Consider the following 24,752-nt stretch of genomic DNA (forward strand, 5'->3'; position numbering starts at 1 on the left):
AGCAAAGCGAGGCGATGAGGGGGAAGCCGCATACACTGAGAGTTATGGCTGGCGTGGGCCCCCTCATCCGACCCTTCGGGCCACCTTCTCCCCGGCGGGGAGAAGAAATGCGCCGCACTCTTTCGGGATTGCCTCGGATGCTGGCGGGTTTTCTGCTTCTCTTCGCTGTGCTTGTCTCAGCATCTCCCGCTTCCGCCTTCAACCCGGATGAAGTCCTCAAGGACCCCGTGCTCGAACAGCGAGCCCGCAACCTCACGTCTCAGCTCCGCTGCATGGTCTGCCAGAACCAGTCGATCGATGACAGCAACGCCGAACTGGCGCGTGACCTGCGCGTTCTGGTGCGCGAACGGCTGGTCGAGGGTGACAGCGATAAGGCGGTCATCGATTATGTCGTGTCGCGCTATGGCGAATTCGTGCTTCTCAAACCGCGCCTCAGCCTGCGCACCGTGCTTTTGTGGGGCGCACCCATCGGCCTCACGCTTGTGGGAATTTTCGCCGTCTTCGTCTTTTCGCGTCGCCGCGCCACCCTTGAACAGCCACAAAAACTGAGCGCGGATGAAGAAGAAAGAATTCGCAACCTCATTGAAAAATAATTGTTTTTCATTTTTTCCCACGGTTCTTTTTCAACATTACGGATTTTTCATTCCTCAGACACTTCGCCGTAAGGTGTCGCCTCCTATATCTTCATCATCCACCGCTTCCCCGGTCACACGGGTTCCAGTCTGAATGAAGAAAGAAGGTACACCATGTCTCATTCGCAAAACGGCCATTCCTCGCTGAAGACAGCCCTGAAGGCCACGACGGTTGGCGGCCTTGCGGCGCTGATGCTTTCCACCGGCATTGCCGCACCTATCCTCCACTCTTTTGCCGCCCCCGTCGAGGTGACTGCGCCGCAGGTTCCGAGCTTCGCCAATGTGGTCGATGCGGTATCGCCCGCCGTCGTCTCCGTTCGCGTTCAGTCGAACGTGCAGCCCGCTTCCGATGATTCCAGCAATTTCTCCTTTAATTTCGGTGGCCGTGGCCTTGACCAGCTTCCGGATGACCATCCGCTCAAGCGCTTCTTCAAGGAATTCGGCGGCCCGAACCAGGATCGCTCCGACCGCGGCCCCAATCGCCACCGTGACGGCAAGGGTCCGCTGCGCCCCGTCGCTCAGGGCTCCGGCTTCTTCATTTCCGAAGATGGTTACATCGTCACCAACAACCACGTCGTCGATGACGGCTCCGCCTATACGATCGTGATGAATGACGGCACCGAACTCGACGCCAAGCTCGTCGGCCGCGATCCGCGCACCGATCTGGCACTCCTCAAGGTCGATGTGAACCGCAAGTTCACCTACGTTCAGTTTGCCGATGACAGCAAGATTCGCGTCGGTGACTGGGTCGTCGCCGTTGGCAACCCCTTCGGCCTTGGCGGCACGGTGACTTCCGGCATTATCTCGGCCCGTGGCCGTGATATCGGCTCCGGCCCCTATGACGACTACCTGCAGATCGACGCCGCCGTGAACCGCGGCAACTCGGGCGGTCCCGCCTTCAACCTCAACGGTGAGGTGGTTGGCATCAACACCGCCATCTTCTCGCCCTCGGGCGGCAATGTCGGCATCGCCTTCGCCATTCCGGCATCGGTCGCCAAGGACGTGATCGCCGACCTGCAGAAGGACGGCAAGGTAGAGCGCGGCTGGCTCGGCGTGCAGATCCAGCCCGTCAGCAAGGACATCGCCGAATCGCTCGGCCTTTCCGAAGCGAAGGGCGCCCTGGTCGTTTCGCCGCAGTCCGGCTCGCCGGGCGACAAGGCAGGCATCAAGCAGGGTGACATCATCACCGCCGTCAACGGCGAACCCGTCAAGGATGCCCGCGACCTGTCACGCCGCATCGGCGGCATGGCGCCGAACAGCAAGGTGGAAATCTCGCTGTGGCGCGGTGGCAAGTCTCAGTCGGTCACGGTGACGCTCGGTGATCTCGCCAGCGACGATGCCTCCAAGGCGACCCCGAGCCAGAACGACGACAAGGGCGGTCAGTCTTCCAGCGAGAAGGTGCTGTCCAGCCTCGGCCTGACGGTGGCCCCCGCCGATGACGGCAACGGGCTTGCCATCACCGATGTCGACCCTGACAGCGATGCCGCTGCCCGTGGACTGAAGACGGGTGAGAAGATCACCTCGGTCAACAACCAGCAGGTCGCATCCGCCGCCGATATCGAGAAGATCCTCGAGCAGGCGAAAAAGGACGGACGCTCCAAGGCGCTGTTCCAGATCCAGACGGATGACGGCAGCCGCTTCATCGCTCTGGATATCGACCAGGGTTGATAGGCTGAAAGGCGATGCCGGTTCTTTCGGGAGCCGGCGTCGCTAAGGAATGTGTCTCGCCTATAGGACGAGGCAGAACATATGGAGTGAGCGCGTGCCACTTGTTTCTTCTCCCCGAGGGGGAGAAGGTCGCGGCAGCGGGATGAGGGGGCAAGGGTAGCGATAGACTGCGCGCTTGCCCCCTCATCCGACCCTTCCCCGGCGGGGAGAAGAAAGGACCCGCAACGCCGGTCCGGGCAGTATCGCGGAGGAAACCTCATGGAAAACAAGGTTCAGGAAATGTCTGTCGCATCTGTTTCCGGTTGTGCGGAAAAGGGCGAGGGCGCTATTGTCCCGCACATGAAGATTCTTGTCATTGAAGACGACCTCGAGGCTGCGGCCTATATGACCAAGGCGTTCCGCGAAGCCGGGATCGTCGCCGACCACGCCAGCGATGGTGAAAGCGGCCTGTTCATGGGCTGCGAGAATGTCTACGACGTCATGGTGATCGACCGCATGTTGCCGCGCCGCGACGGGCTTTCCGTCATCAGCGAACTGCGCCGCCGCGGCATCGAGACGCCGGTTCTTATCCTTTCAGCGCTGGGGCAGGTGGATGACCGCGTGACCGGCCTGCGTGCCGGCGGTGACGATTATCTGCCGAAACCCTATGCCTTCTCCGAACTGCTCGCCCGTATCGAAGTGCTTGGCCGCCGCAAGGGCAAGCCCGAGCAGGACATGATCTATCGCGTCGGCGATCTTGAGTTGGACCGCCTGTCCCACGATGTGCGCCGGGGTGGCAAGGAAATCCTCCTTCAGCCGCGCGAATTTCGCCTGCTGGAATATCTGATGAAGAATGCCGGCCAGGTGGTGACCCGCACGATGCTTCTCGAAAATGTCTGGGATTACCATTTCGATCCGCAGACCAATGTCATCGACGTGCATGTTTCCCGCCTGCGCTCGAAGATTGAGAAGGACTTCGAGAAGCCGCTGCTGAAGACCATTCGCGGTGCGGGCTACATGATGAAGGACGAGGGCTGATTGCCGAAAATGGCCCGCCTCAGAATATTGTTCAGGTCGACAGCGGTGCGCCTTTCGGCGCTCTATATCCTGCTGTTTGCGCTCTGCGCGGCGTTCCTTGTTTTTTATGTCACTGCGCTTTCCGAAAGGCTGCTGAACCAGCAGACGCGTGACGCCGTGCTGCAGGAAGTCTCGGATGTGCAGCGCATCTATAATCGCGGCGGTATCAATCCGCTGCTGAGGATGATGGAGCGCCGTGCCCGCCAGCCGGGAGCGAGCCTTTACATCATCGCCGGGCCGAATGGTGAAATTCTGGCCGGCAACGTCGCCTCCGTGCAGCCCGGTGTTTTCGACAAGGAAGGCTGGACCGGCTTTCCCTTCCGTTATGAGCGTTATTCCGAGAGCGGCGACAGCGTGCAGCATCTTGCCACGGCCAATGTTTTCGTTCTGGACAACGGGCTGCGCATCCTGATCGGCCGCGACCTCGGTGAGCCGACCAAATTCCGCGCCCTGGTGCGTAATGCCCTGATGGTGGCGCTCGCCATCATGAGCGGCGGCGCCCTGCTGATCTGGTTCGGCATCGGCCGCAATGCACTGAAACGCATCGACCGCATGTCGGCGGCAACCAAGAAGATCATGGCCGGCGACCTTTCGCAGCGTCTGCCGCAGGGCCGCTCCGGCGATGAGTTCGACAGGCTGTCCGGCTCGCTTAACGCCATGCTTGGCCGCATCGAGAAGCTCAATGAAGGCCTGCGGCAGGTTTCCGACAATATCGCCCATGACCTGAAGACGCCGCTGACGCGCCTGCGCAACAAGGCCGCCGCGGCACTGGACGATGATGACGAAACGAAACGCCGCGCAGCCCTTGAAGGCATTATCGCCGAGTCCGACCAGCTCATCCGCACTTTCAATGCGCTGCTGATGATTTCCCGTGTAGAGGCCGGTTCCATCGCCGCTGAAATGACTGAAGTGGACGTCTCGGCGATTGCCGAAGACAGCGCCGAACTCTACGAGCCGGTGGCCGAGGATGCGGGGCTCGCGCTGGAAACTGAAATCGAACAGGGCCTCATCGTCAAGGGCAACCGTGAATTGATCGGCCAGGCGCTTTCGAACCTGATAGACAACGCCATGAAATATGCCTGCGAAGGCGAGGGTGACAAAAAACTCGTCGTTCGTCTGGCAAAGGCCCCTGGCGCAATCCTGCTTTCCGTTGCCGATAACGGTCCCGGTATTCCTGCCGACAAGCGCGGCGAGGTGCTGAAACGCTTCGTGCGGCTGGATGAAAGCCGCTCCAAGCCCGGCACGGGCCTTGGCCTGTCGCTGGTAGAAGCGGTGATGGAACTGCATGGCGGGTCGCTGGAGCTTTCGGACACCGACGCTTCCAACACCGCCTGCCCGGGGCTGACAGTCTCCATGGTTTTTCCAGACAATAGCCGCTGAAGAGAGCCGGCGAGTGTATTCCGGCGGGGAGTTGTGCCCCGCCAGATGACAACCCTCGCGTTAGAACGTGTAGGCCAGGCCCACCATCGCAAACGGCTGGATATCTTTTTTGGACAGCGGGCTGTCCTTGGCATCGCCCAGCAGGAAACCGACGCCTCCGGTGCCGGTGATCGACCAGTTCTCGGTCATCAGGTAGGTGACGGAGGCGCTGGCGTCGACGCGCTTGAAGCCGGATTTGGCGTCGAAGCGGCGCAGGCCCGAACGGGCGGATTGCGCCGAGGTCACACCGAAATAGGATTTCATGTGCTTGTCGTCAGCCCAGGTGGCGGAGAGGTCCGCTCCGAGGATGAACTGGTCGACCTTATGGGAAACGCTGGCGCCGATCGAGGCTGTCAGGCCCTCGCTGCCATTGATGGTCTTGTCGACCTTGGCGTAGATTTCGAAGGGTTCAGCGTCATAGGCGATAACGCCGCCAATGACGCCGCCTGCCTTGATATCGCCCATCCCGCGCAGGTTTTTCCTGTCGTCCTTTTCCTTGCGCCCGGGCTCCCAGCCGCCTTTCACTCCCAGCCGGAATCCGTTGCTGTTCAGCAGGTTGACGGTGACGCCGCTGAAATCAATGCTCAACATGTCCCCATAGGCGACGGAGACCAGCGGCACGGCGCCGGCCTCCAGCTTGTCCGACCCCTCATATTTCGGGGCATAGGCGGCGCCGACACCGAGCGTGATTTTCCAGTCGCTGGAACTGCTGTAGCGGGAATTATCGAAACCGGCCTGCAGATCGGCAATGCGGTCCGATTTGCCGATATCGGCGGCGAAAACCGGCGCGTAGACCGCTTGTGCCACCGGCACCGCCGTCAGGCAAAGCGCCATGGCGCACAGGCTCTTTTGCCATTTCATTGTAAAAATCTGTTTCATGATCATATCCGTTGCAGCACCGCGTGTTTGAAAACCGGGGAGTCGGGTTTCGTTGAGGAGAACGCTACGTGGGCACAATTGCGGAGACATTACGCGGCATTGCGATGCGCCGGCGAAACCGTGGTCGCGCCAGCAGGGTTTCGGAAAATTCGGCAAAAGCGGTTTTCCTGATCGCAAAGCGCGCCGCATTTGTTACAACGCAGGTGATATGTGCCTGCAGGCTTCGGTGATGCAACGGCAGGATGGCTAGCGTGGGGAGAGCGGCCCGTCCTGAAAATCCGGTATGGCCGAAGGACAAACGGGCTCGGGAGAGGGAGAGAAGCATTGACGAAACCGGAAAGCGCCGAAAGGCGGCTGAACGACGTGCTGGCGGGCGTGATCCGCCCCTATACGCAGACCGAGCTGAAATCCGTGCTCTCCACTCTGAAAGACATCGGCAGAAGCGAGCCGGCGGTGGCCGCGCTGCTTGCCGACGAAAGCGCCCTGAAAGACTTCGTTGCCGCGGCCTTCACGCTCTCCCCCTACCTGCGCGACATGGCGGCGGCCGATGAGGGGCTGTTGTCACTGGCCATTTCAAAACCTCTGGAGCCACTGCTCGCCGATCTTGTACGTCAGGCGCGCGATTGCTGGAAACCGGGAGAGGACGGCGGCATACCGAGCGAAAACGAGGTAATGTCGAGGCTCCGGATCGCCAAACGGCGGCTCTCCTTCGTCGCGGCACTTGCCGATCTCGCCCGAATCTTCACTGCGCGTGACACAACCCGCTGGCTGAGCGACATGGCGGATGCAGCACTCTCCGCTGCCATCGATCACCTTCTGCTGTCGGCCCATGAGAGTGGCAAGCTGAAACTGAAGGATGTTGCCGCCCCCAGCGAAGGATCGGGCCTCATCGTGCTCGGCATGGGTAAGCTCGGTGCCCGCGAACTCAACTATTCCTCCGATATCGACGCCGTGGTGTTTTTCGAACCCTCCGCCGGGATCATGGACGACCCCTACGACGCGACGGAGAATTTCGGACGCATGATGCGCCGTCTGGTGCGCATCATGCAGGAGCGCACGGCCGATGGTTATGTCTTCCGCACCGATCTGCGGCTGCGGCCAGACCCGGGCTCCACACCGCTCGCCATCCCCGTGGAAGCGGCCCTGCTTTATTACGAGGGCAGGGGCCAGAACTGGGAGCGCGCTGCCTATATCAAGGCACGGCCGGTGGCGGGCGATATCAAGGCGGGTGAGAATTTCCTGCGCGAGCTCACGCCCTTCATCTTCCGCAAATATCTCGATTATGCGGCGATTGCCGATATTCATTCCATCAAGCGGCAGATCCACGCCCATAAGGGCCACGGCGCGATTGCGGTGAAGGGCCACAATGTCAAGCTCGGGCGCGGCGGCATCCGCGAGATCGAGTTTTTCGCCCAGACGCAGCAGCTGATCGCCGGCGGCCGAATGCCGGCGCTGCGGGTGCGCGCAACACAGGAGGCGCTGGCGGCGCTGACCGAGGCGAAATGGATCGACGCCGAAACCCGTGACAGCCTGACGGATGCCTATTGGTTCCTTCGCGAGGTGGAACATCGCATCCAGATGGTGCGCGATGAGCAGACCCATGTGTTGCCCGATACCGAAGCCGAACTGAAGCGCATCGCCTTCATGCTGGGTTTCGAGGATACCAAGGCCTTCTCGGAAAAGCTGGAAGAGGTGCTGCGGCTGGTGGAGCGGCGTTATTCGGCGCTGTTCGAACAGGAAGTGAAACTGTCAGGCGAGGCCGGCAATCTGGTGTTCACCGGTCAGAAGGACGATCCCGATACGTTAAAGACGCTCTCCGCCCTCGGTTTCGAGCGGCCGGAGGATATCTCCCGCGTCATCCGCACCTGGCACAATGGCCGTTACCGGGCGACGCAGTCGGTCGAGGCCCGCGAGCGGCTGACGGAATTGACGCCGGACCTGCTGCGCGCCTTTGGTGAGAGCAAGCGGGCCGACGAGGCGCTGCTGCGCTTTGACAATTTCCTCTCCGGCCTGCCGGCAGGCATCCAGCTTTTCTCGCTGCTCGGCAACAACCCGGCGCTGCTCGACCTGCTGGTAACGATCATGTCCTCCGCGCCGCGTCTGGCGGAAATCATCGCCGCCCGCCCGCATGTCTTTGACGGCATGCTGGACCCGGCTTTGATGAGCGACATCCCGACACGCGACTATCTCGCTCACCGCATGGGCAGTTTCCTCTCCAATGCCCGCCATTACGAGGATATTCTCGACCGGCTGCGTATCTTTGCCGCCGAGCAGCGCTTCCTCATCGGCGTCAGGCTTCTGACCGGCGCGATCCGTGGCGAAGTCGCCGCCCGTGCTTTCACCCATCTTGCCGATCTGGTGATCGAGGCGGCGTTGAATGCGGTGCTGGCTGAGATGGAGGCGGCACATGGGCCCTATCCCGGCGGCCGTGTCGCCGTGATGGGAATGGGCAAGCTCGGCTCCTTCGAGCTGACGGCCGGATCGGATGTCGATCTCATCCTGCTTTACGATTATGATGATGCCGCCCATGAATCGACCGGCGCAAAACCGCTCGATGTGGTGCGTTATTTCACCCGCGTGACCCAGCGGTTGATTGCCGCCCTGTCGGCCCCGACGGCAGAAGGCGTGCTTTACGAGGTCGACATGCGGCTTCGCCCCTCCGGCAACAAGGGGCCGGTGGCGACCCGCATTTCCGCCTTCGAAAAATACCAGCGTGAGGAGGCCTGGACCTGGGAACACATGGCGCTGTCGCGCGCCCGCCTGATCTGCGGCGATGCCTCGCTGATGGAAGATGCGCGCCGCATCATTGCTTCCGTCCTGTCGCAAAAGCGGGATGTGGCCAAGGTCTCGGCCGATGTGCTGGAAATGCGCAGCCTCATCGAGCAGGAAAAACCGCCGGAAAACAATTGGGACTTCAAACTCATCAATGGCGGCCTGATCGACCTCGAATTCATCGCGCAATATTTGGCGCTGGTAGGGCCTGCGAAGGGGCTTGCCGCGCACGAACCGGGGCGCAACACGGCCGAGGCGCTCCAGGCGCTCGCCGCTCCGGTCATGGAGCCGCAGGCCTTCGATGACTGCATGGCGGCGATGGGGCTTTATACCGAGATATCGCAGATCGTTCGGCTTTGTATCGATGGGGCGTTCAATCCGAAGGAAGCGCCGGCGGGCCTCACTGATCTCGTGTGCCGAGCGGGGGATTGCCCGGATATTCCGACGCTGGAGGGAGAGGTGAAGCGGCTGGCGAAGGCGGTGCGGAAGGCGTTTGTGGCGGTGGTGAAGAATGGGGGGTGATGTCGGTGGGTGTGGCTTACCCCCCTCTGCCCTGCCGGGCATCTCCCCCACAAGGAGGGAGATCGGCAAGATGCGCTATCGCCACTTCATTCTCTAACGTCGAGATGGGCAAAACCTTGCCGCATATCTATCTCCCCACCTGTGGGGGAGATGCCCGGCAGGGCAGAGGGGGGTGAACCACGCCCACCAAGCTTCAATGCACCGTCCCACAAACCCCCGCCGCATGCGGGATGATAATCGTCACCACCGTGCCACGCCCCTCACAGGAACGAATTTTCATCGTTCCGCCATGCAGCTTCACCAGCGAGCGGGAAATCGCAAGCCCGAGACCGGAGCCGCCCTGGCTCTTGGCATATTGGCTCTGCACCTGCTCAAAGGGCTGACCGATCTTTTCCAGCGCCTGTGTCGGAATGCCGATACCGGTGTCGGCGATGGTGAGGATCATCGCAGCCTCATGCACATGGGTGCGCAGCGCAATGCTGCCGCCGTCGCCGGTGAATTTCACCGCATTGGAGAGCAGGTTGAGCATGATCTGCTTCATGGCGCGGCGGTCGCCCTGCATGGTGAGGCCGGCGCAGACCTTCTGCTGCACGGTGATGTTCTTCTGTTCGGCCTGGATAGCGGTCAGACGCAGGGTCTCTTCGATCAGCGGCGCGAGATCGATGGTCTCGCGGTTAATGCGCATATGGCCCGCCTCAATCTTCGACATGTCGAGAATATCGTTGATGACGTTGAGCAGATGTTTGCCACTGTCATGGATGTCGCGCGCATATTCGGAATATTTGGGAGAACCCACGGGGCCGAACATCTCGTTCAGCAGTATTTCGGAGAAGCCGAGGATGGCGTTGAGTGGCGTGCGCAGCTCATGGCTCATATTGGCAAGGAATTCCGATTTCGCCCGGTTGGCGGCCTGGGCGCGCTCTTTTTCGGCAAGGTAGTTGGCGTTGGCGTCAGAAAGCTCGGTCTTCTGGCGCTCCAGCTTGTGCTGCGAGGCGGAGAGATCGCCGATGGTGGCCATCAGTCGCCGCTCGGAATCGCGCAGCCGTTCCTGGTGGCGCTTCAGAAGCGTGATGTCGGTGCCGACTGAGACGAGGCCGCCATCGCGGGTGCGGCGTTCGTTGATCTGCAGCCAGCGATCGTCGGCAAGCTGCACCTCCGTGGTGCGGGACAGGCCGGACTGATCGGGATCGGCAACGCGACGTTCGACGACCGGCCGGGCTGCTGCGGCATAAACCGTGGATTTCTCCGTGCCTGCCACCAGCACGCTGTCCGGCAGGCCATAGGCCTTCTGGTAATGGGTGTTGCACATGACGAGACGGTCGTTCTTGTCCCACAGCACGAAAGCTTCGGACGTGGATTCGATGGCGTCGGCAAGGCGCTGGTCGGCCTCGGCATAGCGCTGCGCAAGGCGGTGCTGTTCGGTGACATCCATGGCAATGCCGATGACACGCGGCCCATTATTGGTGCGGATGACCTGGGCGCGGGCACGCAACCAGACATAATGGCCCTTGGTGTGGCGCATGCGGAAGATCTGGTCGATCTGGCGCAGGTTGCCGCAGCCGACAGCCCGGGCAAGCTCATAGAGATTGCCGTCTTCGGAATGCATCATTCGCGCCGCATCGGAGAAGGACAGCGGTGTCGCCTTGGGCGGCATACCGAGAATCTCGTAAAGCGAACCGGACCAGAACATGCGCCGGGTGGAAAGGTCGAAATCCCACAGGCCGCAACGGCCGCGCGAGAGCGCCGTCTCTACCCGCAGGTTGGATTCGGCGAAGATGTCGTCGGCATCGCGGGCGCGCTTCACCTGCATGTAATAGGCATAGAGCACCACGAGCAGGATGGAGGAAATGCCCGCGAACAGCGTGACATTCATGGCGATTTCGCTGCGCCAGAACGAGCGGATCGGCTGCAGCGACCGCGCCGCGATGACCATGGCACCATCGTTTCCGAAGGGGATCATCGTCGCGTAATGCTGCTGGCCGTCTATATTGGTCTCGATGGTTCCGGGAGCGCCGGGAAAACGCTGCACGATGGCGATTTCCGGCAGCAGGGCAGGCAGGGAGGTGCCAATGTAAAGCATTGCCTCCTTGCCGGAACCGGCAAAAATACGACCGTTGCTGCCCGACAGCAGCACCATGGTGCCATCGGCAAGACTGCCCTGCGGCAATGCGGCGACAAGGCTTGCCTCGGCGCGGGTGCGGTCCTGCGAGGTGAAAACAGTGCCGTCGTTCAGCAGGGCCGCCTTCGCGGTCAGCGCCGTCAAAGCCGTGGAGTGGCGGGCGGCTTCTTCCATGCGGCTGTATTCGGCGACGATGCCCAGCATGCGCGAGGCCGCCACGACCACCAGAAATGCGAGGATCAGAATGGGAATGAGGCGCTTCAGCAGGGTCTCGACCTGCGGCATGGGCCGTTCCGCGCCGCTCATCAAACCCATCAGGTCACTGGAAAGCTTTTCGCCCCAGGCCGCTAGATCAGAAAATTTGGCATACGGCCGCTCATCGCCCGCAGTCGCCCGCCGCACGTTCGTCATTGTCCCGCCTTTTAGATGTCCCCGTGATTCGAAGCGCCGCCGCTCGAATATCTCTAATGAATCAAATGCGATTCGCCCTGTCCAGAGGCAAAAGTTAAAAGAATTTTAACCCCTTGAACCGACTCCGTATTTTTTCGGGACAGTCTGTTTCCGCTTCGGCAAAAGCGGGATTCATGAAGAAAAACAGTGAGGCGGCGCTTCAATTCCGGCTGCTTGGGAATGCCGCGTGTAACGTTTCAGGCTCCGTCGAAGGCATCGAGAGCAGGACCAAGCGCGCTGATCACGCCATTTCCGGCGGCAGGGAGACCGGTGAGCACCGCGCTGATGATATCGTCACGGCTCGCACCGCGCGCCTTGGCTTCCATCACATGAAAACCGACGCCGCTTTCCAGGCGGAGGGCGGCAAGAATGCCGATGTAGATCAGGCTCTGTGTCTTCACGTCGAGCGTGGACGCGGCCCCGAGAGCCTGCACGGCCTGAAACCACGCCGCCTTATGGTCTGGAGCATCGCTGATGAAACGCTGAAACGAAGCGCTTGTTCTGGACATATCCGTCATCTGAGGTTCCTGTCTGATCCCGGGCCAACCGCGGCCCTTCGCACGAAAGATGCTGCATGATGCACGACGCCGCCTTGATGGAAATCAAGACGGCGTCGCGGAATGGGTCAGAATGTCGGAGCTTCGGCGGAAAGTCAGCCCTTCAGGACACGCCCGACGATATCGCTCACATCCGTCGAGAGGCCTTTCGCCTCGGCAATGGTGGAAAGCGCTGCTTTCGCATGGTCGGCACGGCTTGCCTCAAGTGAGCGCCAGGAGCGCATGGACGTGAGAATGCGGGCGGCAAGCTGCGGATTGCGTTTGTCGATGGCGATGATCTGCTCTGCGAGGAACCGATAGGCGGCGCCATCGGCACGGTGAAAGCCGGTAGGATTGGAAAAGGCGAGCGTGCCGACGAGCGAACGCACCCGGTTCGGATTGGTGGCGATGAAATGTTTCGATTTCATCAGTGCCTTGATACGATCAAGCGCGCCTTCGCCGGGAATGGCGGCCTGCAGCGAAAACCACTTGTCGAGCACGAGTGCATTGTCGGCGAAGCGTTTTTCGAAAGCGGCAAGCGCTTCCTTCGTTTCCGCGCTGTCGGGGAAGCGCTGCGTCAGCACGCTGAGTGCATGGGCGAGATCGGTCATGTTGGTGGCGCCGGCATAGGCCTTCGCCGCCCGCTCCGGCGTTCCCTCGGCAAAGGCGAGGAAGGTCAGCGCACCGTTGCGCAGTGAACGCCGCCCGGCGCTTCCGGCATCGGGGCTGTAGGCCTCGCCATTGGCAGCATCGTCGGCAAGCCGCCGCAGTGTGTCCTGGCCGGCTGTCGCAATCGCCGTGATCGTGGCGTTGCGCGCCTTGTGGATGGCATCGGGATCCGTGTTTCCGCCGAGTTCGCGGGCGATATCGGTCTCGCTGGGCAGGGCGAGTGCCTGCGCCCGGAATGCTGGTTCAAGCGCGTCGTCGCCGATGATTTCGATGAGCGTCGCGATCAGGTCGGCATCGGTGCGGACGTCTTCGCCTTTCTGCACCGCCTTGGTGGCGGCGATCAGCACGGGCAGGGCGAGATCGGTCAGCGCCTGGAAACGCGCGAACATATCCGTCTCATGCCGGGCAATCTGCACCAGGTCGGCAGCATTCTGCTCGAAATGCAGGTTGATCGGCGCGGAGAAGCTGCGGTTGATCGATAGCACCGGCCGCGAGGAAATGCCGGAGAAGGAGAAGGTCTGGTTGCGCTGGGTCAAATGAAGTACGCCGTCGCGATACTCGCCGCCTTCAACGGCCTGCGGTTCGGCGATCTGACCATTATCGAGGATCAGCGCCAGCGAAAGCGGAATGTGGCGTGGCTGCTTCACCGGCTGGCCGGGGGTCGGCGCGGTCGTCTGTTCCAGCGTCAAGCTGAAAGTGGCCTTGCCGGCATCGTAAGCGGACGAAACGGAGACTAGCGGCGTGCCGGCCTCGGTGTACCATAGCGAAAACTGCGAGAGATCGCGGCCGCTGGCATCGGCAAAGCTCCTGACGAAATCTTCGACTGTTGCAGCTTCGCCGTCATGACGTTCAAAATAGAGGTCCATGCCCTTTTTGAAGTCTTCAGCGCCGAGGATCGTGGCGATCATGCGGGTGACTTCGGCACCCTTTTCATACACGGTCGTCGTGTAGAAGTTGTTGATTTCGCGATAGGTATCCGGGCGCGGCGGATGCGCCAGCGGACCGGAATCCTCCGGGAACTGCTCCGACTTCAGGTGGCGCACATCGGCAATGCGCTTCACCGGCCGCGAGCGCATGTCGGAAGAAAATTCCTGATCGCGATAGACCGTCAGGCCTTCTTTCAGGCACAGCTGGAACCAGTCACGGCAGGTGATGCGATTGCCTGTCCAGTTGTGGAAATATTCATGCGCAATGATGCGCTCGATATTGGCATAGTCCGCATCCGAGGCGGTTTCCGGGTCGGCCAGCACGAATTTGTCGTTGAAGACGTTGAGACCCTTGTTCTCCATCGCGCCCATGTTGAAATCCGACACGGCGACGATCATGAAGATGTCGAGGTCGTATTCGCGGCCGAAGCGCTCTTCGTCCCATTTCATCGAACGCTTCAGCGCATCCATGGCATAGGCAGCGCGCGGCTCCTTGCCGTGCTCGACATAAATCTTCAGCGCCACGTCCCGTCCGGACATGGTCGTGAAAGTATCTTCCACCACGCCGAGATCGCCGGCAACGAGAGCGAACAGGTAGCTCGGTTTCGGATGCGGATCGAACCAGGCCGCGAAGTGACGGCCTTCGTCGTAATTGCCGCCGCCCAGGAAATTGCCGTTCGAGAGCAGCAGCGGATTACCTTCCTTTGCCGCGATGATCGTCACCGTATAAGGCGCCAGAACATCCGGACGGTCGGGGAAATAGGTGATGCGGCGGAAACCTTCCGCTTCGCATTGGGTGCAATAAACGCCATTGGTGCGGTAAAGCCCCATCAGCTGCGTATTGACCTGCGGGTTGATGTAATTGGTGACGCAGATCTCGAAGGGAGATTCAGCGGGAAGGTCGCGGATGGTCAGGCTGTCCGGTGTGGCCTCGTATTGAGCGGCGGGCAGCTCCACCTGGTCGAGCAGCAGGCTGGAAAGCTTCAGCTCGTCGCCATCAAGAACCAGCGGTGCATGCCGGTCGGCGCTTTCGCGCCGGTGGAAGATCAGACGGGCTTCGACCTTGGTATTTTTAGGGTCGAGTTCGAAGGTGAGATCCACCCGCTCCAGAACGAAATCGGTGGGGCGGTAATCCGCCAGGTGAACGATCTGGCCCGTGTCTGTTCGCATGACTGTCCCTGAATAACTTTGCGTGGTCTTCCCGGCATCATGTCGTCATAAGGCCCGGATGTAAAATGGGTAGAATATTCGTCACGATCATGTGCGCGTCGGAGGACATTCTGTCCCGCCATGGAAGGCTTTGCCGGCCATGCAGACGATCCTCCCCGCTGCCGGACCAACGGACCATCGCAGCAAATGTTGAACGATTGCTGAAATTATATTTTATTTTCTTCAAATTTTAGCACGTGCCACTTTTTGCCCTCGCGCCTGCCTTGCGAGGCTTCGATTTCTCCACGCCATCAACTGAATTCAGGGATAAATCACATTTTTTGTTGTAAAGCGCCGGAGGAATGCTCTAGCCTTGCGCAAATCCAATTCCCCGCGTCGTCTCCCCCGCATGAAACCTCCCGATGGCGTGTCTGCGCAGCCGATATGAGTAACTGCTAATGAACGCCGAACCGATGAATCCCTTCCGCGGGATCAGCATGAAGCTGATTTCGGTTGGCTTTTTTCTTGTCATGCAGACCTGTATAAAGGCCGCGGGGGATGTGCCGGCCGGCCAGATCACCTTCTTTCGTTCGGCTTTCGCCATCATTCCGATTGTCGTTTATCTTGCCTGGCTTCACGCGCTCGCAAGTGCGCTGCACACCAACAATCTCCTCGGCCATTTCAAGCGCGGTTTTCTTGGAATCCTCTCAATGGCCTGCGGCTTTTACGGGCTGACCATGCTGCCGCTGCCGGAATTCATCGCCATCGGTTATGCCTCGCCACTTCTCGCCGTGGTTTTTGCCGCCTTTATCCTGCATGAGAAGGTGCGCATTTATCGCTGGAGTGCAGTCTTCGTGGGAATGATCGGCGTGCTGGTCATTCTCTGGCCGAAGATGACGCTTCTCAGGGAAGGCGGGTTTGCCGCGGGTGAGGGGCTGGGCGCCATTGCCGTGCTGTGTGGTGCCGCCCTTGGCGGGCTGGCGATGATCCAGGTGCGGCAATTGGTGGAAACGGAAAAGACGCCAACCATCGTGCTTTATTTTTCGCTCACCGCCACCCTGCTGTCGCTCATCAGCGTTCCCTTCGGCTGGAGCGTGCTGACAGTGACGCAGACCCTGCTTCTGATAACCAGCGGCATCTGCGGCGGCGTCGCGCAAATCTTCCTGACGGAGAGTTACCGGCACGCCGAGGTCTCGGTCATCGCGCCCTTCGAATACAGTTCCATCGTCTTCGGCATCGTGGTTTCCTACGTCCTTTTCGGAGACATACCCACGCTGACGATGCTCATCGGCACGGCGATCGTGATCCTGGCCGGCATCTTCATCATTTTCCGTGAACATCAGCTGGGATTGGCGCGACGCGCGGCGCGCAAGGCCTCGACGCCGCAGGGGTGATGTTGCATCTGCGGCTGTGTGTTGAGTCGGCCTTTATGACGAAGCGAAATTTCTCTCGCCGTCATCCTCGGGCTTGTCCCAAGGATCTGCAAATGTTTCGATTTTGGATAAGTGCCTAGATCCTCGGGTCAAGCCCGAGGATGACGGCGAGAGCAAGTGGCGTGTCCATCACTTCACCGCCCTTGATCGTACACCCACAAAAGCAAAAGGCGCCTTCCCGAGGAAAGACGCCAGCGCGCAATCATATCTGTAAGCCGGTGTAAGCCGGCCTGAGTGCTTCTCAGCGCTCGCGGAAATCCGCGAAGACTGCCGAGGGACGCGTCACGCGGACCTGCTGCATGGCAGCGCGTGCGGTCAACTGTTCGTTAGCGGCTGCGCCGAAACGATGGTAGCCCTGACTGGAGCGAGGGCCGAGGCCCGCCAGGCGGAGCGATTCAAAGCCGGAATGCACCGGACGGAAGCGAGTGGTCATTGCCTTGGTTCCTTTAACCGAAATTCCTCCCAAGACATGGCCGTATATCGCAGCGCAGCATGGATTCGGCAAGTTGACCAAATGCGCCGCTGTTATGCGTAATGCGCATGGCTATTTTCATAATTCATTTACATTGAGCACGAATGAGGCAATCAGCCTTCGGCGATCTTTGCCCGAAACATCAATAAATCCTGCCATGCCAAGGACTTACTGGCCGGTGCGTTCAATAGTTCCTGGGGGTGCAGGCTGGCGAGCGCCGGCAAAACAAGGTGTCCGGCTGCGACATCACGCCACTGTCCCCGCAATGTATGGATCGTGCCGGTGCCGCCAAAGAAGAAACGTGCGGTAAAGTTGCCCAGAAGCAACAGGTGTTTTGGCTCCGCAAGGGCGATCTGGCGCTCGATGAAGGGGCGGCAGATATCCATTTCGGCTTGGGTCGGCGGGCGGTTGCCCGGTGGCCGCCACGGCACCACATTGCCGAGCATGATGGTGCTGCGCTCAAGGCCGATGGCCGCCAGCATCCGGTCAAGCAGCAGGCCGGTCTTGCCGGCAAAGGGCAGGCCCTCGCGATCGTCATCCGCATCCGGCATGGGGCCGATGACCATGATGCCCGAGGAAGCGTCACCTTCGGTGAAGATCGTATTGCGGGCGCTGTTCTTGAGGTTGCACCCCGAAAAACCCTCGAGCGCGGTTTTCAGTTCGGCAAGCGATCTCGCGCTTTCTGCGGCAAAACGCGCCGCTGCCACCGCCTGCTCATCCGGCATGGCGACATTCTGCTGAACGGCTGGACTTGCCGGCGCTCCGCGCGCGGGAGCACTGCGCGTTGCTCCCTGCCGCTGCGGCACATCGGCGCCGCGATCCGCGGGCCTTTCAGTCTGCCGTGCAGATGTCGCCGCCGCCTGAACAGGCGCGGACCGGGCAGGGCGGGCGGCGGCAAATTCGGCGAAACGGTCTACGGGCGCCTCTTCCAGCAACCAGTCGACGCCCGCATCCGCATGGAAATGCAGGAGGGCGGCGAGTTCGGCCGGGGAGAGGTCTTGAGCGGCGATCATGGGCGGAAATTACCCCATGTTCCCCGCCCGGGGAACCCGCAAATCACACTGTCCAGCGCTGAATATCGCCGCTTTCGCCGATCATGGCGAGACCATGGGCAATCGAAAGCAGCTCGCCGCCGCTTTCGATGCGGTCGGCGTCGAAACGGCGGGTGAAAAGCTCCCGCACCGCCGGCACGAAGGAGGTTCCGCCGGTCAGGAACACCTTGTCGATCGCACCTGGCGCAACCTGCGTCTTTTCCAGAACCTCGTCGAGCGCTTCTTCTATCTTGGCAAGGTCCTCGGCGATCCAGCTGTTGAAATCGCTGCGCTTCACCATCTTGCGTCCGGCCTTGCCGAGCGGCGCAAAGTTGAACTCCGCTTCTTCCGCCGAGGAGAGCGCCATCTTGGTGGCGGAAATAGCCTGATAGAGCGGGTAGCCCTCGTCATGCTCAACGAGGTCGATGAACATTTCCAGCTTTTCCGGCTCCAGCGCCGAGCGCACCAGCGACTTCAGATCGGTGAATTCCTTCGAGGTCTTGAAGATCGACAGCTGGTTCCAGCGGCCGAAATTCACGTAATAGCCGGAGGGCACATCCAGCACCTTGTCGAAACTCTTGAACTTGCTGCCCTTGCCGATCTCCGGCGACACCAGATTGTCGATCATGCGGAAGTCGAAATGATCGCCCGCAACACCGACGCCCGAATGGCCGATGGGGGTGGCGGAAAGCTTGCCGGCATGGGTTTCGAAACGGATGAGCGAATAGTCGGTGGTGCCGCCGCCGAAATCCGCCACCAGCACGTTGGCGTCCTTCTTCAGGCTTTGCGCGAAATAATAAGCGGCCGCCACCGGCTCATAGACATAGTGGATTTCGGGAAAACCGGCCCGGCTCAGCGCCTCGTTGTATCGGGCAAGCGCCAGCGTCTCGTCCGGATTGCTGCCGGCAAAACGCACCGGCCGGCCGGCAATGACAGTCGATACATCATCGGGCCATTCCGTCCCGGCATAGGTCTTCAGCTTGCGCAGGAACACTTCCATCAAATCCTCGAAGCTCTGCCGCTTGGCGAAGATCAACGTGCCCTGAAACAGCGGGGAGGCCGCAAACGTCTTGATCGACTGCAGGAAACGGCAGTCGCCGGCATTGTCGATGAACTGGCGGATAGCGGCGTGGCCCGCCTCCACATGCAGGGCGGCCGCGCCGAGGCCGGCATCCTTCATGAAGGAGAGGGCCGTGCGCATGCTGTCATCCGTACCGGCGCTGCTGGTAAAGCGCATGGAATGGCTTGCGCCGCCATTGTCGGAAAGAGCCATGACCGTATTTGTCGTGCCGAAATCGAGGCCGAGAGCCCGCTTTTGCGTCATCGCCATATTCCTTGTGTCGATAGAAGAACCCGCCCGGCCTTGGATGGCCCGGCGTGAAAATAAGGGATGCTCTTGGCACCCCGATGTCAGAGGAGGGCGGTTGATTGCACAGGGCGGGCGGAATGGCAAGCGCCGTGGGTCTTTTTTCGGTCGAACGCCCGTGCCCGCGTGCCAGTCGCAAAGTTGCGGCAATCCTGGCAACGCACGGTAAACGGGATTACAATTCCTTTAAGAAAGAACAGTGTAGTTCTAGGCGACGGCTTTAAGGGAATTCTGTTAAAGCCAGCTTTGTCGAAGTAAGCGGATCGAAGACGTATCCATTTTGCTGTCGGGCGTAAATATTTATTAAATTTCGGAATGTCCATATGGACATGCTGTATTTGGTTTTCGGTCGTTTTTAGTTTTGGAAATTATATGCCCCACAAAATCAGCCAGCATGCAGTGGAGGATGCAGCGCCGGACGATGCCGGTGTCGTTCAAGGCGATATGGGCGTTTTCTCCCGGCAGCTCATGGCCCTTCTGGAAGCATCGCAGCAGGGATACGCTTTGTTTGATGGCAGCGATGAGTTGCGGTTCGCCAACAGCGCCTTCCGCGCCGCGCTCGGTATCGAACAGCGAGATTTTCCGAGCTGGGTGGAACTGATGCGCAGTGGTTTTCGCAACGCGACCGGTACGGCCATCGAGACATCGGATTTCGAACTCTGGCTGCGCTCGGCCAAGACGAGGCGCGGCAAGCTGCCGTTCCGGACCATTGAGACCAGTCTCAATGACGGGCGCTGGATACTGACGACCGAGACCACGCTGCCGGGAGGCTGGATGCTATGCGTCGTCACGGATGTTTCCGAACTTGGCATCGAATTGCGCGATCTGCGCCAGGAGCGGGACAGGGCGCTGAAATCCGCCCTGAGCGACGAGCTGACCGGGCTCGGAAACAGGCGTTACGCCATGGATGCGCTCAACCACCTGCTTGGGCCCAACAAGGCGCAGGCGCTCGCCGTCATCATCATGGATATCGACCACTTCAAGAGCGTCAACGATCGCTTCGGCCATGCCTACGGCGATCTCGTGCTGAAAGATTTTGCAGGACGGCTGTCCGCCGCTGCCGGGCGTGACGACCTTCTCGGCAGGATTGGCGGGGAAGAGTTTTTGCTGGTGCTCAGTGGCTCGCGCATGCACGGCGCCGAAAGCCTGATGCGGCAGCTCCTGTCGTCACTGGCCGATGCAGCCCCTCTGCGCGACATGCCCGAGTTTCGCTACAGCTGCTCCGCCGGGATCGCCTTTGCCAATCCCGGGGAGAGTACAAGCGACGTTTTGCGCCACGCCGATACCGCGCTTTATGAAGCCAAGAATACCGGGCGGAACCGCTACGTGATTTACGGAACGGCGTCGTGACAGCACCCAGTCGTCAGTTCGACTTTGCCGCGCCGCCATCCACCCTGAGCATCGTGCCGGTGATGTAGCTTGCGGGCACCGAGCAGAGGAAAGCGCCGGCGGCAGCGAACTCCTCCACCGTGCCGAGGCGGCCTGCAGGAATGCTCTTGACCGAGGCCTCGCGGATTTCCTCGATGCTCTTGCCGAGACGCTTTGCATTGGCGCCATCGAGCTCATCGATGCGGTCGGTGTGGATGCGGCCGGGCAGAAGCAGGTTTGAGGTAATGCCGAAACCGGCCACTTCGGAGGACAGCGTCTTGCTCCAGCCCACAAGCGCGCCGCGCAACGTGTTGGAAAGGGCAAGATTGGCAATCGGTTCGAATACGCCTGACGAGGCGACGGTGAGGATGCGGCCGAAACCCTGCTCCTTCATGCCGGGCAGAAGCGCATTGGTCAGCGTGATGACCCGCAGCACCATCGACTGGAAGAACGTATCCAGCTTCTCCGCCGTCATCTCCTGAGCGAGGCCCGGCGTCGGGCCGCCGGTATTGTTGACGAGAATGTCGATGCCGCCGAGCTTTTCCCTGACGGCCTGAACCATGGCCTCGACAAAATTGTCGTCGGCAAGATCACCCCAAACCCAGTCGGCCTTGCCTTTGCCAAGGGCGTTGATGGCCTTGCAGTTCGCTTCCAGCTTTTCACCGCTCCTGCCGACGAGAAGGACATTTGCACCCTCCTTTGCCAGCGCCGTCGCAATGCCAAGCCCAAGGCCGCGTGAAGAGGCGAGAACGAGGGCGCGTTTGCCGGAAATGCCGAAATCCATGGGTTTTGTCCTGTCTTGTGAGTGCTGTATGTGGTGTTTATAGAGCATTTCCAGGAAAAGTGGACCCCGGTTTTCCGTCTGGAAATGCGCCGAAACAGAGAGTTAGGCGTTTTCTCGATTCGAGGAAAAGCAAAATCCCCCTGTGAAGGCGGGCCCGGTTTTGAAGGTCGAACAAGTGTCATGACAGAACAATCTTTGCTGAAATTCTCGATTGCCGTCACGGTTCTGCTGGCGTTGTTCGGCATCGGGGCGGGCCTGTTTTCCGGCTCCTTCGCGGTCGTCTTCGACGGTGTCTACGCCCTGACGGATGCTTTCATGACGGTGCTCGCATTGCTCGTGGCGCGGCTGATCTCCGCCGCCGCGGCACCCAGGCCGGGCGGCCGGCTGGTGGAGCGCTTCACCATGGGCTTCTGGCATCTGGAGCCAATGGTGCTCGGACTCAACGGCACGCTTCTGATGGGGGCGGCGATTTACGCGCTCATCAATGCCATCGACAGCCTGATGGATGGCGGCCGGTCGATCGAGTTCGATTACGCCATCATCGTCACCTTCGTCAGCTTCGCCGTCTCGCTCGCCATGGCATGGTTTGTCAAACGGCAGAACCAACGGCTGAAATCCGCCTTCGTGGCGCTGGACGCTAAAAGCTGGCTGATGAGCGCGCTGCTGAGCGTGGCGCTGTTCATCGCTTTCGCCATCGGTTACGGGCTGACGGGAACGTCGCAGGCATGGCTGTCGCCCTATGTCGACCCGGCCGTGCTGGCGCTGGTCTGCCTCGTCATCATTCCCATGCCACTCGGCAATGTGAAACAGGCGCTGGCCGACATACTTCTTGTCACCCCGCTGGAGTTCAAACAGCATGTCGACAGGGTGGCGGGGGAGGTCGTGGCGAAGTTCGGCTTTTCCTCGCATTACTCCTATGTGGCCCGGGTTGGCCGCGGTCGCCAGATCGAACTCTTCTTTATTGTTCCCAGAAACTGGCCGCCGCGGCGGCTTGAGGAATGGGATGCGATCCGCGACGAGATCGGCGAAGCGATAGGCGGCGAGGGGAGTGACCGTTGGCTGACGATCGTGTTCACGACGGATGAAGAATGGGCTGTTTGAGCGGGGTGTTGGAAAGCAAGGTCTGCTTCGTCCCCGGGAGTGGGCCAAGTGGCCCGCGCCTTTAAAACTGGCGGCGCTCACGGTCCCTTGGTTTCGTTTTCCTTCTTCGCCTGATCATGATGCCATTTGATGGCGAAGAACATGCCCGTTCCCAATACGAGAATTTTGAACGGCAAGAAGACGATAGGGAAGAAGTCCCACATTTCAGATATTCCAGCTATGACGTGACGATATATTTCTTAGGAATATTAGCTCAAAACCGCTGCGTCCGACACCGGCCATATTGACGCAGATGCGGTCGCGATCTCCCTTGTCATGCGATCGGCCCGCCCATCAATCGCTTTTGGCCGCCTGATTATAGGTTGGCTATGCCCGCCCAATGCCCGCAACCCTTGACGCATTCCCCCGTCGATCATATCCTCATTATTACGTGAACGTAAAAGTAATAAACAATCATCAGGTTGTCTGACAATTGACTGGCGTGCGACATGTTTTGCCGCTATAGAAGCTCGACAAAGGCGTGCCGCTTTGCAAAGACGGATGCTGATGGATACGGTGTCGCGGATGGACTTTTTGTCCGGCGCAGGCGGTGCGTCGCAGGTGTGGAAAAGACGATAACAACAGCCGGATGGGACCGGCGATCTGAGAGGATGGAAATGACGGAAGCGATGGAACTGCCCGAACGCGAAGCGATGGAATTCGACGTTGTTATCGTCGGTGCGGGTCCGGCCGGTCTTGCCGCCGCAATCCGGCTGAAGCAGGTGGAGCCGGAGCTCTCGGTCGTTGTGCTGGAAAAGGGCGCGGAAGTCGGTGCCCACATCCTCTCCGGCGCCGTGGTCGACCCCATCGGCATCGACAGGCTGCTGCCGGGATGGCGCGACGAGGAGGGGCATCCCTTCAAGACCGAGGTCAAGGACGACCAGTTCCTGTTCCTGGGGCCGGCGGGCTCCATCCGCCTGCCGAACGCCATGATGCCGCCATTGATGAACAATCATGGCAATTACATCGTCTCGCTTGGCCTCGTCTGTCGCTGGCTGGCGGAAAAGGCGGAAGGGCTCGGCGTCGAGATCTATCCGGGCTTTGCCGCCACGGAAGTGCTTTATAACGACGAAGGCGCTGTCATCGGCGTTGCCACCGGCGATATGGGCATCGAGAAGAATGGCGAGCCGGGCCCGAACTTCACCCGTGGCATGGAACTGCACGGTAAATACGTGTTGATCGGCGAGGGCGTGCGCGGATCGCTCGCCAAGCAGCTGATTTCCAGATTCGACCTGTCCAAAGATCGCGAGCCGCAGAAATTCGGCATCGGCATCAAGGAGCTCTGGCAGGTCAAGCCGGAGAAGCACAAGCAGGGCCTCGTGCAGCACTCCTTCGGCTGGCCGCTCGGCTTCAAGACCGGCGGTGGCTCTTTCCTGTATCACCTGGAAGATAACCTCGTTGCCGTCGGTTTCGTGGTGCATCTCAATTACAAGAACCCCTATCTCTATCCCTTCGAGGAATTCCAGCGGTTCAAGACGCATCCGGCGATCCGCGATACGTTCGAGGGCGGCAAGCGCATTTCCTATGGCGCGCGCGCCATCACGGAAGGTGGTTACCAGTCAGTGCCGAAGCTCACCTTCCCGGGCGGCGCGCTGATCGGCTGTTCCGCCGGCTTCGTCAACGTGCCACGCATCAAGGGAAGCCATAATGCGGTTCTCTCGGGCATGCTCGCGGCGGAAAAGATCGCCGCGGCGATTTCCGCCGGCCGCGCCCATGACGAGGTTACCGAGATCGAGGCCGAATGGCGCGAAGGCGATATCGGAAAGGACCTGAAGCGGGTCCGCAACGTCAAGCCGCTCTGGTCGAAGTTCGGCACGCTCATCGGCGTCGGCCTCGGCGGTCTCGACATGTGGACGAACCAGCTGTTCGGTTTCTCTTTCTTCGGCACGCTGAAGCACGGCAAGACGGATGCGCAGAGCCTGGAGCCCGCCTCCAAACACAAGCCGATCGCCTATCCGAAGCCGGATGGCGTTCTGACCTTCGACCGCCTGTCCTCCGTCTTCCTGTCGTCCACCAACCATGAAGAGGACCAGCCGGTCCATCTTCAGGTGAAGGACATGGAGCTGCAGAAGCGCTCCGAACACGACGTCTTTGCCGGTCCCTCCACGCGTTATTGTCCAGCCGGCGTTTATGAGTGGGTGGAGAAGGACGGCCAGGAAGTCTACGTCATCAACGCCCAGAACTGCGTGCACTGCAAGACCTGCGACATCAAGGATCCGAACCAGAACATCAATTGGGTGCCGCCGCAGGGCGGCGAGGGGCCGGTTTACGCCAACATGTGACGGTGAAGCGATCCTGCCTCATGATGCTCGGGCTTGTCCCGAGCATCTGCAACGGTGATTTTACGATAGGTGGACGGAT

General features: G+C 60.4%; 18 protein-coding genes. 9 read left to right on the forward strand and 9 right to left on the reverse strand.

Annotation, left to right across the window (positions count from 1 at the left end; translation table 11 throughout):
- The first annotated feature begins 137 nt into the window (after positions 1-137).
- From HQN82_RS03045 to HQN82_RS03060, 4 genes are all read left to right on the forward strand, one after another.
- Positions 138-593, forward strand: coding sequence for a cytochrome c-type biogenesis protein (locus HQN82_RS03045; protein ID WP_034495871.1), 456 nt, complete (start codon positions 138-140; stop codon positions 591-593).
- Between the two features lie 153 nt (positions 594-746).
- A complete protein-coding gene (locus HQN82_RS03050; RefSeq protein ID WP_022555870.1) occupies positions 747-2,300 on the forward strand; it encodes a Do family serine endopeptidase in 1,554 nt (517 codons plus the stop codon).
- A 258-nt stretch (positions 2,301-2,558) separates the two neighbouring features.
- Positions 2,559-3,317 carry a response regulator transcription factor gene (locus tag HQN82_RS03055; RefSeq protein WP_004440811.1) on the forward strand — a complete coding sequence of 253 codons (759 nt, stop codon included), beginning with the start codon at positions 2,559-2,561 and terminating at the stop codon, positions 3,315-3,317.
- A 9-nt stretch (positions 3,318-3,326) separates the two neighbouring features.
- Positions 3,327-4,736, forward strand: a complete 1,410-nt coding sequence (locus HQN82_RS03060) for a sensor histidine kinase (protein ID WP_037091522.1) — start codon at positions 3,327-3,329, stop codon at positions 4,734-4,736.
- 60 nt (positions 4,737-4,796) lie between these two features.
- Here the strand turns inward: HQN82_RS03060 and HQN82_RS03065 are convergent, their stop codons facing one another.
- Positions 4,797-5,660, reverse strand: coding sequence for a MipA/OmpV family protein (locus HQN82_RS03065; protein ID WP_173614538.1), 864 nt, complete (start codon positions 5,658-5,660; stop codon positions 4,797-4,799).
- A gap of 318 nt (positions 5,661-5,978) precedes the next feature.
- On the opposite strand from HQN82_RS03065, the gene HQN82_RS03070 reads away from it, so the two are divergent.
- Positions 5,979-8,948, forward strand: a complete 2,970-nt coding sequence (locus HQN82_RS03070; protein WP_112766961.1) for a bifunctional [glutamine synthetase] adenylyltransferase/[glutamine synthetase]-adenylyl-L-tyrosine phosphorylase — start codon at positions 5,979-5,981, stop codon at positions 8,946-8,948.
- A 193-nt stretch (positions 8,949-9,141) separates the two neighbouring features.
- Here the strand turns inward: HQN82_RS03070 and HQN82_RS03075 are convergent, their stop codons facing one another.
- The 3 genes from HQN82_RS03075 to pepN form a co-directional block, all read right to left on the reverse strand.
- On the reverse strand, positions 9,142-11,478 hold the full coding sequence (locus HQN82_RS03075) for a PAS domain-containing sensor histidine kinase (RefSeq protein ID WP_022555875.1): 2,337 nt from the start codon (positions 11,476-11,478) through the stop codon (positions 9,142-9,144).
- 236 nt (positions 11,479-11,714) lie between these two features.
- On the reverse strand, positions 11,715-12,035 hold the full coding sequence (locus HQN82_RS03080; RefSeq protein ID WP_022555876.1) for a carboxymuconolactone decarboxylase family protein: 321 nt from the start codon (positions 12,033-12,035) through the stop codon (positions 11,715-11,717).
- Positions 12,036-12,169: 134 nt separating this feature from the next.
- Complete coding sequence (gene pepN / locus HQN82_RS03085; RefSeq protein ID WP_112766901.1) at positions 12,170-14,818, reverse strand: aminopeptidase N; 2,649 nt, start codon at positions 14,816-14,818, stop codon at positions 12,170-12,172.
- A 437-nt stretch (positions 14,819-15,255) separates the two neighbouring features.
- Here pepN and HQN82_RS03090 point away from each other — a divergent pair, with 437 nt between their 5' ends.
- On the forward strand, positions 15,256-16,191 hold the full coding sequence (locus HQN82_RS03090; RefSeq protein ID WP_004440828.1) for a DMT family transporter: 936 nt from the start codon (positions 15,256-15,258) through the stop codon (positions 16,189-16,191).
- A 280-nt stretch (positions 16,192-16,471) separates the two neighbouring features.
- Here HQN82_RS03090 and HQN82_RS03095 read toward each other — a convergent pair whose 3' ends face one another.
- From HQN82_RS03095 to HQN82_RS03105, 3 genes are all read right to left on the reverse strand, one after another.
- Positions 16,472-16,663, reverse strand: coding sequence for a hypothetical protein (locus tag HQN82_RS03095; RefSeq protein WP_004440829.1), 192 nt, complete (start codon positions 16,661-16,663; stop codon positions 16,472-16,474).
- A 152-nt stretch (positions 16,664-16,815) separates the two neighbouring features.
- Entirely contained in the window at positions 16,816-17,715 is a 900-nt protein-coding gene (locus HQN82_RS03100; RefSeq protein WP_006699367.1) for a uracil-DNA glycosylase, read from the reverse strand.
- A gap of 43 nt (positions 17,716-17,758) precedes the next feature.
- Positions 17,759-19,057: an Hsp70 family protein gene (locus HQN82_RS03105; protein WP_112766902.1), complete on the reverse strand. Its 1,299-nt coding sequence runs from the start codon at positions 19,055-19,057 to the stop codon at positions 17,759-17,761.
- Between the two features lie 414 nt (positions 19,058-19,471).
- On the opposite strand from HQN82_RS03105, the gene HQN82_RS03110 reads away from it, so the two are divergent.
- Positions 19,472-20,449 carry a GGDEF domain-containing protein gene (locus HQN82_RS03110; RefSeq protein WP_162699447.1) on the forward strand — a complete coding sequence of 326 codons (978 nt, stop codon included), beginning with the start codon at positions 19,472-19,474 and terminating at the stop codon, positions 20,447-20,449.
- Positions 20,450-20,462: 13 nt separating this feature from the next.
- Here the strand turns inward: HQN82_RS03110 and HQN82_RS03115 are convergent, their stop codons facing one another.
- Positions 20,463-21,251 carry an SDR family oxidoreductase gene (locus HQN82_RS03115; protein ID WP_004440837.1) on the reverse strand — a complete coding sequence of 263 codons (789 nt, stop codon included), beginning with the start codon at positions 21,249-21,251 and terminating at the stop codon, positions 20,463-20,465.
- Positions 21,252-21,431: 180 nt separating this feature from the next.
- Between HQN82_RS03115 and HQN82_RS03120 the strand changes: the two genes are divergently transcribed.
- Positions 21,432-22,352, forward strand: a complete 921-nt coding sequence (locus HQN82_RS03120) for a cation diffusion facilitator family transporter (protein ID WP_112766903.1) — start codon at positions 21,432-21,434, stop codon at positions 22,350-22,352.
- A 77-nt stretch (positions 22,353-22,429) separates the two neighbouring features.
- On the opposite strand, the gene HQN82_RS25645 is transcribed toward HQN82_RS03120, so the two are convergent.
- The gene (locus HQN82_RS25645) at positions 22,430-22,555 is read right to left on the reverse strand and encodes a hypothetical protein (RefSeq protein ID WP_004440843.1); all 126 of its coding nucleotides are present in this window, start codon (positions 22,553-22,555) and stop codon (positions 22,430-22,432) included.
- A gap of 453 nt (positions 22,556-23,008) precedes the next feature.
- Here HQN82_RS25645 and HQN82_RS03125 point away from each other — a divergent pair, with 453 nt between their 5' ends.
- Positions 23,009-24,673 (forward strand): electron transfer flavoprotein-ubiquinone oxidoreductase, encoded by a 1,665-nt coding sequence (locus HQN82_RS03125; RefSeq protein ID WP_006699372.1) that lies wholly within the window; start codon positions 23,009-23,011, stop codon positions 24,671-24,673.
- The last annotated feature ends 79 nt before the right edge of the window (positions 24,674-24,752 follow it).

The organism is Agrobacterium pusense, from assembly GCF_013285525.1.
GTDB classification, from domain to species: Bacteria; Pseudomonadota; Alphaproteobacteria; order Rhizobiales; family Rhizobiaceae; genus Agrobacterium; species Agrobacterium pusense.